Below are 12754 nucleotides of genomic sequence, written 5' to 3' on the forward strand. Positions count from 1 at the left end.
CAGTATGCCGCGGCGCTTCAGACGGCTGATGACAGTCAGGCGACAGCCCTCGAATGCGTGCCGCTCCCGAGTGATGGTTATGGACGTTGGAAGATCTTCGGAATGGGTAGTCTGTGGCTGCTTCCTTTGACCAAATCGCCCATGGGCCGTTGCTGGCGAAGCTGCCAACCTTTACGAGGACGATCGAGCGCTGGCTCAAGGCCGGCTCGATCGAACACGGCAACTGGCAGGAAAGCCGAGCGGGAGTGCCGCAAGGGGGAATTGCATCCCCCGTGCTCGCGAATGTCGCTCTCGACGGAATGGAACGCCTCTTCGGCTGTGAAGACGGCCACGGCAACCCCGTGAAGGCCGCGCAGAAGAAGGGGATGAACAAGAGCGTCGTCCTGATCAGATACGCCGATGATTTCCTCGTAACGGCCCCGTCAAAGGAGATCCTGGAGCAGTATGTGCGGCCCACCATCGAGGCATTCCTCGCCGCGAGAGGGCTCACGCTGAACCGGAAGAAGACCCGCGTCGTCTCGATTGACGAGGGCTTCAACTTCCTTGGGTTCACCATCCGGAAGTTCCGCAATGGAACGCTGCTGATCATGCCCGAGAAGGCCAAGGTCCGCGCACACCTGCGCACGATCAAAGCCTATCTCGACGCCCATCGGCAGGTTCCCGCCGGAGCGGTGGTGCGGGCTCTGACTCCGATGATCCGGGGTTGGACGCTGTACTACCGTCATGCCTGTTCCGCCACCACCTTTGCCTATCTCGATCACCGGGTCTGGCAGATGCTGTGGGCGTGGGCCAGGCGGCGGCACCCGCAGAAGAGCAGACGATGGGTCAAGGCGCGCTACTTCAGGCCGACCCGGACGCGGGTGTGGAACTTCGCCGACGCGGTCATCCCAGGGGCGGCGATGCTGCCCTGGTACAGCGACACCAAGATTGTCCGCCACATCAAGGTCAAGGGGCGCACCAGCCCCCTTGATCCTGACGCCCAACCCTACTGGGACGAGCGGCGGCGGACACGACTGGCGGCGTGCTGCCTCTCCAGACGGCGGCAGGCGCTCCTGCGGGCCCAGGGTTATGCTTGTGCGGCATGTGGTGTCCCGTTCGATCCGGATGAGGACATCAACATGATGGACGTGCATCATGCTCAGCCTCGCCACACAGGTGGCGGGAACGAGATGGGGAACCTGCGCCTCCTGCATCGATGGTGCCACCGTCAACACCATCAGCAGGTCGGGTATCGGGCGGCTGAGGCTTGAGCCGGATGACGAGCAATCGTCACGTCCGGTTCTGAGGGGGCTGGGCTTCGGTAACGGAGCCCGGCTACCCGACTACGTTCTAGCTACGTACTGCGTTACCATATCATTGGACACTAATCGTGCGCTATCCCGATGCGCCGCCCAAAGAGCATTCACGACAGCAAGAGAGGAGAGGGACAGCCGCTGACAACCGATCACCTGCTGGTCGATCGACGAATGAGCCATATAACCCTTCCCTCGGCTCAAAAACTCCGCCCGTGGCCTCACCTCTATCTTCAGTTGGCACATGGCGACGACGAGGCTGGCGCAAACAGAACGGATGCGAGGAGAAAACGGTCATGGATTACGTGAGGCTTGGCCGCTCCGGCCTTGAGGTATCCCGCCTCTGTCTCGGCTGCATGACGTACGGGGTTCCTGATCGCGGGAACCACCCATGGACCCTCGACGAGGACCAGAGCCGCCCCTTCATCAAGCGTGCGCTGGAGCTCGGCATCACGTTCTTCGATACCGCCAATGTCTATTCCGACGGCACGAGCGAAGAGATTGTCGGTCGCGCACTCAAGGATTTCGCACGGCGCGACGAGGTGGTGATCGCCACAAAGGTGCATGGGCGCATGCGCCCGGGACCCAACGGCGCCGGCCTGTCGCGCCTTGCGATCATGTCCGAGATCGACAACAGCCTGCGCCGGCTCGGCACCGACTATGTCGATCTCTACCAGATCCATCGCTGGGACTATGCGACACCCATCGAGGAAACACTCGAAGCGCTGCACGTCGTCAAGGCCGGCAAGGCCCGATACATCGGAGCTTCCTCCATGTATGCCTGGCAATTCGCCAAGGCGCTCTACACGGCCGACCTGAATGGCTGGACGCGGTTTGTGTCGATGCAGAACTACTACAACCTTCTCTACCGGGAGGAGGAACGGGAGATGCTGCGTCTGTGCCAGGCGGAAGGGATCGGGGTCATCCCGTGGAGCCCGCTTGCCCGCGGCCGCCTGACCCGAGACTGGGATGAGACGAGCGCCCGGTCGGAAACGGACGAGTTCGGCAAGTCGCTGTACGCCCAGACGGCGGAGGCCGATCGCCGGGTGGTGGAACGGGTGGCTGAGATCGCAGCTCGTCGCGGCGTTCCCCGGGCGCAGGTTGCATTGGCGTGGCTGCTGCACAAGCCGGTCGTGACCGCGCCGATTGTCGGCGCCTCGAAACCGCAGCACCTGGAGGATGCCATGGCTGCCATGTCGCTCACGCTGTCACCGGAGGAGATAGCGGCCCTGGAAGAGCCCTATGTGCCGCACGCACTCGCTGGTTTTGTTTAAGTGGGAAGTGGTCAAGCACAGTCGCGAGGTTGATCTCCCTCGGAGTTGTCTCAACCGTACCTGTGTGCGCATGTCAGTGTGCGCTCTGCCTTGAGTTGGGCTGCCGGTTGCTCAGTCCCGGTACTCTCGCACCAAGCGTGCGATCCGGTCGAGGTGGTCGTCGTGGATCTCGAATCCTTTCAGGCCGTGAATCGTGTCGAAGAGATAATCCCGGCAGGAGCCGAGTACCCCACAGGCCGTCGCAATTGTCTGGGCCGTCGCGGCCTCCGAGACAGGACGCACATAGTTCGGCGCTGCGCGGTTGATGGTGAAGGCAATGCCCGACATGCCGTGAGGGAGATCGGGGCCGTGCAGCCTGATCCAACGCGGGACATAGGCTCCTGTGACCATCTCGCGCCGCCAGACCAACTCGAGCTCAGCCTCTGCCTCGGCACGAGCGATGCGAAAGGCTACGCCCCGGCACGAGCCGCCGCGATCCAGTCCCAGAACCAAACCAGGGTGTTCTGGTGTCCCGCGTCCAATCGGGGTGGCTAAGCAGAACTGTCGATGCCAGCCTCGGATCAACACGGGTTGCCGCTCGGCATGGTGAAAGGCCGGGTTCCAGATCAGAGAGCCATAGGCAAACAGCCAGACGTCCCCCGGAACAGGTTGAGCCGCGAGCGTTGCTTCCAAGGATTGGCGCCGCTCCTCGTCACTCAGCACCCGAAGGGTGGTGCCCGAGCGAGCGATCATCTCACTGACAAACCCGTTCTGCAGAGCCTCCCGGGTCATGGGGTGGAGCTGCGTTTTCCCGCTCAATTCTTCCATTCCATACTCCGCCTGGTGCTCAGGGCAACATCGGGTAATATATAGCCCCGGAAGCCGCGGCATGTTCATGCCCCTGATGCATGGCAGTGCCACGCAGCGCGTCAGACGTTTGCTTGAGGCAGGCACACCGGACACTCTCACAGGGCCGCGGATCTCGGAGGCTGCCCGACCCGGACCTTACATATTGGCAAGGCACCGCCATATTGGGCAGTCTCTCATGTGCTGGGGGCAGGGATCCTCCTGCGCTCTTCCTCTATCCTGCCGGAACGATCCGAGGAACAGCGGGCTCTGTTCAGGCGTTGGCGCGACTTGAGCGAGGTCTTCGTTCATGGCCGTCACCAGCACAGATTACACCTCAGGTGTTCTCCGGGCGCGCCCGGAGCGGATCGCCACTCCTGCCGCATCAACGCCGGGCCGCCATCCGTTAGGTCTGGACGGCAGGCGGGATGGCGCCTTTCTGGTGCCGGCCGGGCTCAACCCGGCCAAGCCGGCCCCGCTCATCGTGGCACTTCATGGCGCAGGCGGGATCGCCACGCAGATGCTCGATCTCCTGGCAGTTCAGGCGGAGCGGCAGGGCATGATCGTTCTCGCGCCTGAATCCCGCGGCTCGACCTGGGATGGGATCAGGGGCGGCTATGGTCCCGATGTCGCCTTCATCGACAGGGCTCTGACGAAGATCTTCCAGCTCCATCCCATCAATCCTTCCCGCGTCGCGCTCTCCGGGTTTTCGGATGGCGCGTCCTATGCGTTGTCAGTGGGTGTCATTAACGGCGAGCTGTTTGACCAGATCCTCGCTTTCTCGCCAGGCTTCATGGCACCGACGAGCGCGGCCGATACGCCGCGGATCTTCGTATCCCACGGGGTTCATGACGAGGTCCTGCCCATCGATCCCTGCAGCCGCAGGATCGTTCCGGCGCTGAGGCGAGCGGGCTACGACGTGGAGTACCACGAGTTCGATGGCGGCCATGTCGTGCCGCCGGAAATGGTCGAGCGCGCTGTGGGACGCTTTCTTGCCTGACGTCTCTTTGCACGTTCCGCCCGCATGGGACGCGGCTGCGCAGTATATCCGCCATCATGGCCTGCGCAGGATTCTGGTGGTCGGAGAGAAGGATACGGGCAAGAGCACGTTCTGTCGCTTTCTTGCGCAGGCCGCGACACGGTCGGGCTGCGGCACCGCTCTTCTGGATACCGATGTCGGCCAGAAACTCGTTGGTCCCCCAGCTTGCGTGAGCATGGACGATGCGCACGGACACTTCCTTGCCTTCGTGGGCAGCACCAATCCCGTTCAGGGCTGGTCGCGCCTGATCGAAGGCGCACGCCGTCTGGCGCAACGGACGGATGCGGATTGTCTGATCGTCAACACGAGCGGTCTCCTGGCGGGCCCAGGCCGCCGCCTCAAGGCTGCCAAGATCGACGCGCTTCGACCGGATCTGCTGATCGCCGTCGGTACAGGACAGTCTCTGGAGGAGATCGCGCAGGATGTCCTGGATCCGCCGATCCTTCGCGTCCCATCTTCGCCGGAGGCACGGCACAAGACCGCTGGCGAGCGGCGCACGGCCCGCCATAAGGCCCTCCGGCAGTATTTCTCCCACTCAGGTTTGCTGAAGCTCAAATCTGGGATGCTCACGCCTTCGGACGTACAGGCTCCTCTCCCGGCCGGGCTCCTGCTTGGATTGTCGGACAAAGCCGGCCAGGATCTCGGATTCGCGTTGTTGCACGGATCGGAGGGTGGTGCTTGAAGTCGAATAGCATAGACAGTGCCCTCCTGACCAAAGATCTCTGCCATGCCGTTCAAGGCCAATGCCGCTCGCCGTCACCGCATCCCCAAGCAGCGGTACCGGGTGACGAATTGGGCGGAGTACGATGCGGCCCTGCGCCAGCGCGGAAGTCTCACGGTGTGGTTTACCAAGGAGGCGATTGCCGTCTGGCGGGCTGAGCCCCGCACCACACGCGGTGGTCAAGCCCATGATTCGGCCTTGGCAATCAAGACAGCCCTGACGCTCCGGGCGGTGTTCCGGCTGGCGCTGCGCCAGACCGAGGGTTTGATCGGCTCGATCCTCCAACTCCTGGGGCTTGATCTTGCGGTGCCGGATCACTCGACCCTGAGCCGCCGCGCCGAAACCCTGGCGGTCCCAAACCGATCTCCAAACCCCAGAAGGCCCGTCCATCTGCTGGTGGACAGCACGGGCCTGCGGCTGTGTGGCCCCAGCGAGTGGTTGGTCGAGAAGCATGGCACCCGAAGGCGCCGATCCTGGCGAAAGTTGCACATTGGCGTCGATGCCGAGACTGGGCAGATCCTCGCATCAGAGCTGACGACCAGCGACGTCGATGATGGCTCACAAGTGGAACCGTTGCTCGACCAGATTACAGCTCCACTCGCGTCATTCATCGGCGATGGAGCCTACGATCAAGCTGGCATCTACGGCACTATCGCCAAGCGCTATCCTGAGGCTGACGTGATCGTGCCACCACGATCAACGGCGGTACCGAGCGACACGGCAGGGAGCACTCCGACCCAGCGTGATCGGCATCTCCAAAGCATCCAAGAGCATGGACGCATGGGCTGGCAGAAGCGGTCCGGGTACGCTCGACGAGCCCTGGTCGAGGCCGCCATCAGCCGCATCAAACGCGTGATCGGCGATGGGCTACGCTCGCGGACTGAACCCCGCCGCGCGACCGAGGTCGCCATCGGCATCGACGCTTTGAACCGCATGTTCGAGCTTGGACGCCCGGAGTCCGTCCGCATCGCTTAAACAAAGGCATTGAACGGGCTCAGTGCGGCCACCAACCGATCCGTGCAACAAACCAACCCTGATGTCGTCGAAGGGCACGTCGGCACCAACGTGCTTCAGGGCTTCAACCTAGCAGGCCGCATGCAGATCAACGGTGTCGATCAACGTCCCGTCCACGTCAAAGATTACGGCCTTGATCATTGGCGTTCCCTGTCCCGTGCCCGTGCGCGTTCATCCGTGTTTGATCTTGAAGTAGAGAATGATGCCCGCGAGCATCAGCGTGACGCCGTTTGCGGCAATCAGCGGGATCTCGCCTTTCCAGAAGCCGTACACGAGCCAGAGGACCAAGCCTGTCACCAGCACCAGGAACATCTTGAGCGAGATGTCCTGGGTTGATCGGGTGCGCCAGACCCGGAGCACCTGGGGAACATAGGCGCCGGTTGTACAGAGGGCCGCCGCATAGCCCGTGTAATCAAGAAGAACCATAGGAAACTCGCCTGAAGGGAACGCCTTGAACGCTGGGGTAATTGGCAAGTTCCGGGGTGACGAAGGAAAAGGCAGCCTGTTCTCTGCAGTAGCCCTCCATCGCGAATGAAGAATGCTTCGAAGCAGGTGGCCTCCGGTCGAACAACCGTTATCGTCACTACCACACAAATTTGGACTGACCGCTGACAGGAGCCATACTCAAGGTATCCTGGTCCCGTCTGGGCACACTGCGAGAAATCGAGGTGACCTCGAGCGCCGCGGAGGGCGACGTCGGACCGGGTGCAGCCCCCGACCTCGTGGCCTAGCACCGGATGGCTTGGCAGGAAGAGCGGGCTCACCAGCTACACGTCAGTGTTGCTGTGCCTCTCTCTGATGGATGCTCCCGGAACAATGGCCTTCAGGGCGGTGTTGAACGAGCCCGCACACAACGCTGGAGAGACCACCATGCCCGCCAAGCAGAAGACCCTGCAGGATCTGTTCCTGGTTGGACTGAAGGATATCTACCACGCCGAGAGGGCGCTGCTGAGATCGCTGCGCAAAATGGCAAAGGCCGCCGAATCCGATCAGCTTCGACAGGCGTTTGAGACCCACCGGACTGAAACGGAGGGGCAGGTCGAGCGTCTCGAGCGAGTGTTCGAGATGGTTGGCAAGCGTCCGCAGGGAAAGACCTGCGAGGCTATGCAGGGGATCCTTGCTGAAGGTGAGGAGGTCATGGACGACTTTGCTGAAAGCGAGGCCCTTGATGCCGGCCTGCTCGCAGCTGCCCAAGCCGTGGAGCACTATGAGATCGCGCGCTACGGCACGCTCCGGAGCTGGGCGGCTCAGCTCGGCATGAACGACGCCGTGACCCTCTTCGAGGAGACATTGCAGGAGGAGAAGAAAACAGATCAGCTTCTCACCGAGCTTGCCGAGGCGGCGCTCAACCAGAAGGCAGCATGACCTGAGAGGGACTACAGCACGAGCGAGGCCCACCATCTGCATTGCTTGTGCTGCCGCTCCGGAACTAGGCGAGGTGGCTTTTAAACCCGCCCTCCAAGACAGGACCAAGGTAAGATGGATTAGGGTTGAGAGGTATGCCGACTACCAGAATGGGCTTTGTTGCATTAACTTGGACTGTGGTCCTGACCCGCCAAACTGGTCGGATCTGTCGCAATTCATGAGCACGGACAAAAGGGTTTGAACGCGGTTCGTATCCGCTTATGCGGCGAGCCACTCGAACTGCTCAGTAAGCGACAGTTGCGCATTGCAGGCGTATTTCGCCTGTCCCTTGCACATCATGTGAACCATCTCGATCCCGCCTAGGATCGTTCGAGCGGATGCCATCGACTTAAACCCGAGCATCGGCCGGACCCGGCGCTTGACGGCGCGATGATCCTGCTCAATCCGATTATTGAGATAGGCGCTCTGGCGGATGCGGATGGGCTTCAGATCACGCTGCGCTCTGTCTTCGAGCCTGTCTGTTGTGTCGCACAACAGGATCGCTTCACGGTTGGTCTGGCTTCCATCAATCACGATCCGCTCAGGCCGGCCATGGCGCTTGAGCGCCTTCCGTAAAAACCGTTTGGCGGCTGTGAGGTTGCGGCGCTCGCTGAACCAGAACTCGACCGTGTCACCGTTGCTGTCGATGGCTCGGTAAAGGTACATCCACTGCCCACGAACTTTGAGATACGTCTCACCAACGTACCATTTCCGGCTGACGGCCCGCTTGCGGCGATTGAACCGCTCCAGCAACTCAGGCGAGTAACGCACGACCCACCTGTGAATGGTCGCGTGATCGACCGAGATGCCGCGCTCGGCCATCATCTCCTCGAGATCCCGCAATCTCAGGCTGTAAGCCAAGTACCACCGGACACAGAGCAGGATCACAGATCGATCAAAATGCCTGCCCTTGAACACGCTACCCTCTGGCTGGCGAGGTTCGGATCGAGTTCGCCCCGGCTGGCGTCACTTGCACCGTGGATGCACCGATCACTCACTCCTGACGCCGACCGCTGGCGCTATTCCAGGACAAGCGTCATCCCCAGTCGATCGGGCCGAGTGGAAGACGGCCGTTCCTCAAAGCCGAGATCAAGGGCTGAGTTCACCACCTGCGGAGTCGTTCAGGAGTTGAGAAGGCGTTACGTGTCAGGACTTGTTCAACCCAGGCTCCGGCTTCGTCAGGTGTCCTGAACAGGGGCGCGTTCCGAACGTCGCATTTGCCAAACCCGGCTTCCAGGTGCCACCGCCCCTTGTGCTCAGGGTTATGCGTCTCGCCGTCGAGGCGGACGATGACGGCGGCAAGCTGGCTATCTGCGAGGACAAGCCGGCCGTCGCTATCATGGCCGTCGATGAGCACGCGCATGGGCAGAAATGAGATGTCGAGGGGCATCGCCTTCGCCTTCCACGTTGGGGCGGAAGGTCAGCTGCGAAATGGCCGGACACCCAGGGGAACAAGACAGCCTTCATAGCACCCCCCGCGAGTCCTTCAACTAGGAGTGGCTCGATCACTAACATAGGTTGCCTTGGCCCATTCGATGCTGTGGCTTCTGCAAATTACTGCCGTCACAGACACGTCTGCTTTGATCGACGATGTTAATCTCTGAACTTAACATAGGCCTGCGACAGACACTTCTGCGTCTGCGACACTGACTTTACCATCAGCCATTGATCTCAGGCGCTGATGACTGAGAGATGCGCGCGCTCCCGCCTGCACATCAGGGGAGCGTCCCATGTCCTCACCGTTCCACCCCGACTACAATCCGCTCATCCGCAAGCTTGAGAGCGTGTTCATCCTGACCGATGACGAGCGACAGGTCCTTGAGACCCTGCCGATGCAGGTTGCGGTGCTCAAGGATCGTCAGGACATCGTGCGCGGGGGCGATCGCCCCTCCCGGTCCTGTCTGATCCTGAGCGGCTTTGCCTGCGTCTACAAGATGACAGCCCATGGCAAGCGCCAGATCGTCTCCTTCGCCATCGCCGGTGACATTCCCGACCTGCAGAGCCTGCACCTGAAGACCCTGGACACCAGCATCGCTACCATCAGCCCCTGCCGGGTCGGGTTCATCCCGCACGAGGCCCTGCGCGACCTCTGCCTCCGCTATCCGCCCATCGGCGCCGCCTTCTGGCGCGAAACCCTGATTGATGCAGCGATCTTCCGGGAATGGGTGATGAATGTGGGACAGCGCGAAGGCGTCAGCCGGATGGCCCATGTGCTGTGCGAGTTGGTGGTGCGCCTGAAGGCGGTCGACCTCGTCGAGGATCATGTCTGCGACCTGCCGATCACCCAGATCGAGTTTGCTGACGCGCTCGGCTTTAGCCCGGTGCACGTCAACCGGGTGCTGCAGCAGATGCGGGCCGAGGGCCTGATCGAAACCCAAGGAACACGGCTGAGGATTCCCGATTGGGACAAGCTGAAGGAAGTGGGCGAATTCGACCCGACCTACCTTCATCTGGTGCGGGAGGATGTAGCCGCATGAGCCTTCAGCCAGTGCGGGTGGGCAGAGGGCGGTAGGAGGCTTTGCCTCTTCAGCGCGTGCGTGGTGCCGCTGGCCAGCGGCGGTCTCAGGCTGCATGGGAACAGAGCCAATTGCTGACAGGAGGCGAGTTATGGACAATCGCGAAGAGAAGATCCGGGTCAGGGCCTACGAGATCTGGGAGCGCCAGGGGCGCACCGGCACTCCCGAGGATCACTGGCTAGAAGCCGAGCGTGAGTTGAAGGCTGAGGAGCCAACAGACATTACATCGGACCGCTCCGACGCGGCTGTCGAGAAAGCGCCCCCTGCTGGGACCGTTGAAACTCGCGAAGCCGCTTCGGACGATACCGCAACCGGCAAGCAGCTTCCCGAGATGTCTCAAGGCTGAACGCATTCCGTTGAGATCTTAAGTCCGTCTTCTGCGTGGGCTAAGTCCTGGTGATGCGGCGACGCAAGTCACAGTAAACCCTTGCACAAGTCCCTTACCACTGTCCCTCGCGCCCTGGAGCACCGGTCAATGGCGCCACCGTGTTCGCATATCGTGGCTGGGGTGACGAACTGATTGCTGTCTGCTGTTTGTCAAACGTCGACGAATGACACTGAGCTGAAGTAAGCCGATTGTTCGGCTTACTTGGAAAACCGACGTCTCTGAAGGACGCAAGACTTTCTGGTTTGACCCAGTGCCAACCTCCACTGCTCGAGGCTATGCTCTGCGCCGGGCAGCGCTCCGTAATTCCCATTATCGGAATTACGGTCGTTCCAGACGCCTTACCGGTCAGCGCGGTGCTGGAGTTGGAAGCCTTTCAGCGTCACCTCTGTCAAGCGCACACAATCCAGGTGATGGCCTTGCTCATCCGCAAGGATGATCGCCTCGGTGTGGCTGTCCCAACCCGACTGCATGTCTGCCATCAGGATCTCGCAGGCCACATCCAAAGCTTGGTCGTGCGCCGCTTGCAGGCTCGGCAGCTCGGATCCTTCCTCGTCTGGCAGGATGCTGCCATCTGCCTTCCGGTAGTTTAGATAATAGCGTCCCATCGGTGCGACCTTTCTCTCGCTAACCGTCAACGACCGATCAATGACTACAAGGAAGAGCTTGCTGCTCTGCGGTACTGTAACTCCCGTTGCTTGCACGGTTGACTACAAACTCAGGAAAAGGTGGTTTGTTCGAGCAGAAGACCCTCCGAGATTGCAAGCCTCACCAGACGAGAACCAAAGAAAATGGCCGCGCCTGGCCCTGTGACCGCGTGTGCGCTCCTAGCCCGCATTTGCCCTCTTGGGTCAGACCTTGGAGCACCCCTGGAAAGAGAGGACGCTTCTTATTGTTCGGGTGATGCCCCAGCCCTTCATTAAGGCGCTTCGGCGAACGACGCCGGCCGAGCTCAATGCATGTTAAAGCATTGGCTCGGCTAAGGCGGTAAGTCGATCTCCTTATTCAGGAATGGCTTCTGGCTCGATGAGGTGTGCCTATGATGGTCGATCGGGAACTCTTGAAGACGGCCTTGAGCGAACTGGTCAGGCTGAAGAACGGCACACAGAAGCCAACGTGCCTCATGGCCCATCTTTACGCTTCAGCCCTGGAGGAATGGGCGGACCGTCTCGCCGTTGATCCACCTAAGCTCAACAAGCTGGTCCTCGTCAGAGAAGCCGTCTCAAGCGAGCACCTTCACTAGATGTGTGTTCTTTGCAGCGTCATAAATCTCGGTACCCTCGCCGCCGCTTGAGCTGCGCGATAGTCTCCAGCGCCTCCAGCTCCGCAGTGTTGCCATGTCTGGGTGGCGCCCGCTTGGCAATGGGATTACGGCCAAGGCCGGCCATGTCTCCGCCTGTGCCAAGGACACTTTCAGGTTTCAGATCCACTTCAGATGGTGGTCCGGCGGAGCCAAGACTGCTCGTCACGGAACTCAATACGGGCGAGTTCGTCCCGGATCAGTTGTGCCGTCTTGCGGCCGATGCCCGGGAGCGTGTGGATCTGATCAGCGTTAGCCCTAAGCCGGTCCAAGGTCGTGATGCCCTCTCTGCGCAACGCCTTCCAGGCCTGGAACGACAGGCGCAGCCCCGCGATTGGTCCCCGACGCATTCCCATCTCGGATTAGGCATTCTCCCCCTGAGCTAGACCGTTCCAGGTGGAGGCTACGAGGTGAAGAGTACGGGACAACATCCCTAAGATCAGAATGTCAGCCAACTATACTTATGTCCTTAGGCTGCGCTCGCCGTGAATAGCGGCGTTGCATCGATAGCCGTCTTGGAAATTCGTGGCTCGTGCGCGCGAATAGGCGCATGATCGGCAGCGCCATGCCCTATGCCTGGAAAGAACGCGAGGAACTCGCCAAGGTGGAGCGCGACATCGTCGAGGGTGAGAGGCTCGCGGCTGAGCAGGTGCTTCGGATCGGTTGGATGGCCAAGAGGGGTCACGATACCAAGGAGGCCGAGAAGCTGCTGCGCAACTGCGAGCAATCCCTTGAGCAGTTGCGCAGGCATCAGCAACTCATCCTGGATGAGATCGTACGCCGAGAGGGATCTGAGCCCTAAGGCCTTGTCTCCTAATAGCTTACCAGAATGATACGTAACATTGGCAAAAGTCCGGGCTGAGCTGGCGGGTCGGGGTTCCGGCGCAGCGACAATTCTGATTCAATCCCCTGCATGTCACCGGCCCCGGATCTTGATGGCCTGTCGAACGCCGATCTGAAGCGGTTGGTGCTGGAGCTGTTGGG

Annotated in this window: 16 protein-coding genes; 10 read left to right on the forward strand and 6 right to left on the reverse strand. The window is 61.1% G+C overall.

Annotated elements, in window-relative coordinates; genetic code table 11:
• Positions 1-113 precede the first annotated feature (113 nt).
• Together FS320_RS50330 and FS320_RS28990 are read left to right on the forward strand one after the other, a co-directional pair.
• Complete coding sequence (locus tag FS320_RS50330; RefSeq protein WP_152715736.1) at positions 114-1250, forward strand: group II intron maturase-specific domain-containing protein; 1137 nt, start codon at positions 114-116, stop codon at positions 1248-1250.
• A gap of 338 nt (positions 1251-1588) precedes the next feature.
• Positions 1589-2566, forward strand: coding sequence for an aldo/keto reductase (locus tag FS320_RS28990; RefSeq protein WP_152715737.1), 978 nt, complete (start codon positions 1589-1591; stop codon positions 2564-2566).
• A 111-nt stretch (positions 2567-2677) separates the two neighbouring features.
• Here the strand turns inward: FS320_RS28990 and FS320_RS28995 are convergent, their stop codons facing one another.
• Entirely contained in the window at positions 2678-3373 is a 696-nt protein-coding gene (locus tag FS320_RS28995) for a gamma-glutamylcyclotransferase (RefSeq protein ID WP_152715738.1), read from the reverse strand.
• A 328-nt stretch (positions 3374-3701) separates the two neighbouring features.
• Here FS320_RS28995 and FS320_RS29000 point away from each other — a divergent pair, with 328 nt between their 5' ends.
• Genes FS320_RS29000 through FS320_RS29010 form a run of 3 tightly spaced genes read left to right on the forward strand, consistent with a single transcriptional unit; the run spans position 3702 to position 6126 of the window.
• Positions 3702-4391 (forward strand): alpha/beta hydrolase, encoded by a 690-nt coding sequence (locus FS320_RS29000; protein WP_152715739.1) that lies wholly within the window; start codon positions 3702-3704, stop codon positions 4389-4391.
• Positions 4384-5112 carry a Clp1/GlmU family protein gene (locus tag FS320_RS29005; RefSeq protein ID WP_162003305.1) on the forward strand — a complete coding sequence of 243 codons (729 nt, stop codon included), beginning with the start codon at positions 4384-4386 and terminating at the stop codon, positions 5110-5112. The genes FS320_RS29000 and FS320_RS29005 overlap by 8 nt, the downstream gene beginning before the upstream one ends.
• A 45-nt stretch (positions 5113-5157) precedes the next feature.
• Complete coding sequence (locus FS320_RS29010) at positions 5158-6126, forward strand: IS5 family transposase (protein WP_152715741.1); 969 nt, start codon at positions 5158-5160, stop codon at positions 6124-6126.
• Positions 6127-6336: 210 nt separating this feature from the next.
• Here FS320_RS29010 and FS320_RS29015 read toward each other — a convergent pair whose 3' ends face one another.
• On the reverse strand, positions 6337-6591 hold the full coding sequence (locus FS320_RS29015; protein ID WP_152715742.1) for a SemiSWEET transporter: 255 nt from the start codon (positions 6589-6591) through the stop codon (positions 6337-6339).
• Positions 6592-7035: 444 nt separating this feature from the next.
• On the opposite strand from FS320_RS29015, the gene FS320_RS29020 reads away from it, so the two are divergent.
• Positions 7036-7530 (forward strand): YciE/YciF ferroxidase family protein, encoded by a 495-nt coding sequence (locus FS320_RS29020; RefSeq protein WP_152715743.1) that lies wholly within the window; start codon positions 7036-7038, stop codon positions 7528-7530.
• 258 nt (positions 7531-7788) lie between these two features.
• Here FS320_RS29020 and FS320_RS29025 read toward each other — a convergent pair whose 3' ends face one another.
• Complete coding sequence (locus FS320_RS29025) at positions 7789-8487, reverse strand: IS6 family transposase (protein ID WP_162003306.1); 699 nt, start codon at positions 8485-8487, stop codon at positions 7789-7791.
• A gap of 184 nt (positions 8488-8671) precedes the next feature.
• Entirely contained in the window at positions 8672-8959 is a 288-nt protein-coding gene (locus tag FS320_RS29030) for a hypothetical protein (protein WP_244627461.1), read from the reverse strand.
• 340 nt (positions 8960-9299) lie between these two features.
• Between FS320_RS29030 and FS320_RS29035 the strand changes: the two genes are divergently transcribed.
• Complete coding sequence (locus FS320_RS29035) at positions 9300-10046, forward strand: Crp/Fnr family transcriptional regulator (protein WP_152715744.1); 747 nt, start codon at positions 9300-9302, stop codon at positions 10044-10046.
• Positions 10047-10176: 130 nt separating this feature from the next.
• Positions 10177-10431, forward strand: coding sequence for a DUF2934 domain-containing protein (locus tag FS320_RS29040; protein WP_244627462.1), 255 nt, complete (start codon positions 10177-10179; stop codon positions 10429-10431).
• A gap of 380 nt (positions 10432-10811) precedes the next feature.
• Here the strand turns inward: FS320_RS29040 and FS320_RS29045 are convergent, their stop codons facing one another.
• Complete coding sequence (locus tag FS320_RS29045; RefSeq protein ID WP_152715746.1) at positions 10812-11078, reverse strand: DUF6894 family protein; 267 nt, start codon at positions 11076-11078, stop codon at positions 10812-10814.
• Between the two features lie 431 nt (positions 11079-11509).
• On the opposite strand from FS320_RS29045, the gene FS320_RS29050 reads away from it, so the two are divergent.
• Positions 11510-11713: a hypothetical protein gene (locus FS320_RS29050; RefSeq protein WP_152715747.1), complete on the forward strand. Its 204-nt coding sequence runs from the start codon at positions 11510-11512 to the stop codon at positions 11711-11713.
• Positions 11714-11901: 188 nt separating this feature from the next.
• Here FS320_RS29050 and FS320_RS29055 read toward each other — a convergent pair whose 3' ends face one another.
• Positions 11902-12120 (reverse strand): helix-hairpin-helix domain-containing protein, encoded by a 219-nt coding sequence (locus FS320_RS29055; protein WP_162003307.1) that lies wholly within the window; start codon positions 12118-12120, stop codon positions 11902-11904.
• Between the two features lie 182 nt (positions 12121-12302).
• Here FS320_RS29055 and FS320_RS29060 point away from each other — a divergent pair, with 182 nt between their 5' ends.
• Positions 12303-12572, forward strand: a complete 270-nt coding sequence (locus tag FS320_RS29060; protein ID WP_338105528.1) for a hypothetical protein — start codon at positions 12303-12305, stop codon at positions 12570-12572.
• Positions 12573-12754: the final 182 nt, after the last annotated feature.

The organism is Microvirga tunisiensis (assembly GCF_009296175.1).
Classification (GTDB): domain Bacteria; phylum Pseudomonadota; class Alphaproteobacteria; order Rhizobiales; family Beijerinckiaceae; genus Microvirga; species Microvirga tunisiensis.

Excerpts from the sequence above, each read along its gene's own strand:
- FS320_RS28990 (WP_152715737.1), top strand. The coding sequence starts at position 1,589 with ATGGATTACGTGAGGCTTGGCCGCTCCGGCCTTGAGGTATCCCGCCTC.
- FS320_RS28995 (WP_152715738.1), bottom strand. The coding sequence starts at position 3,373 with ATGGAAGAATTGAGCGGGAAAACGCAGCTCCACCCCATGACCCGGGAG.
- FS320_RS29000 (WP_152715739.1), top strand. The coding sequence starts at position 3,702 with ATGGCCGTCACCAGCACAGATTACACCTCAGGTGTTCTCCGGGCGCGC.
- FS320_RS29010 (WP_152715741.1), top strand. The coding sequence starts at position 5,158 with ATGCCGTTCAAGGCCAATGCCGCTCGCCGTCACCGCATCCCCAAGCAG.
- FS320_RS29015 (WP_152715742.1), bottom strand. The coding sequence starts at position 6,591 with ATGGTTCTTCTTGATTACACGGGCTATGCGGCGGCCCTCTGTACAACC.
- FS320_RS29020 (WP_152715743.1), top strand. The coding sequence starts at position 7,036 with ATGCCCGCCAAGCAGAAGACCCTGCAGGATCTGTTCCTGGTTGGACTG.
- FS320_RS29030 (WP_244627461.1), bottom strand. The coding sequence starts at position 8,959 with ATGCCCCTCGACATCTCATTTCTGCCCATGCGCGTGCTCATCGACGGC.
- FS320_RS29035 (WP_152715744.1), top strand. The coding sequence starts at position 9,300 with ATGTCCTCACCGTTCCACCCCGACTACAATCCGCTCATCCGCAAGCTT.
- FS320_RS29040 (WP_244627462.1), top strand. The coding sequence starts at position 10,177 with ATGGACAATCGCGAAGAGAAGATCCGGGTCAGGGCCTACGAGATCTGG.
- FS320_RS29045 (WP_152715746.1), bottom strand. The coding sequence starts at position 11,078 with ATGGGACGCTATTATCTAAACTACCGGAAGGCAGATGGCAGCATCCTG.
- FS320_RS29050 (WP_152715747.1), top strand. The coding sequence starts at position 11,510 with ATGATGGTCGATCGGGAACTCTTGAAGACGGCCTTGAGCGAACTGGTC.
- FS320_RS29055 (WP_162003307.1), bottom strand. The coding sequence starts at position 12,120 with ATGCGTCGGGGACCAATCGCGGGGCTGCGCCTGTCGTTCCAGGCCTGG.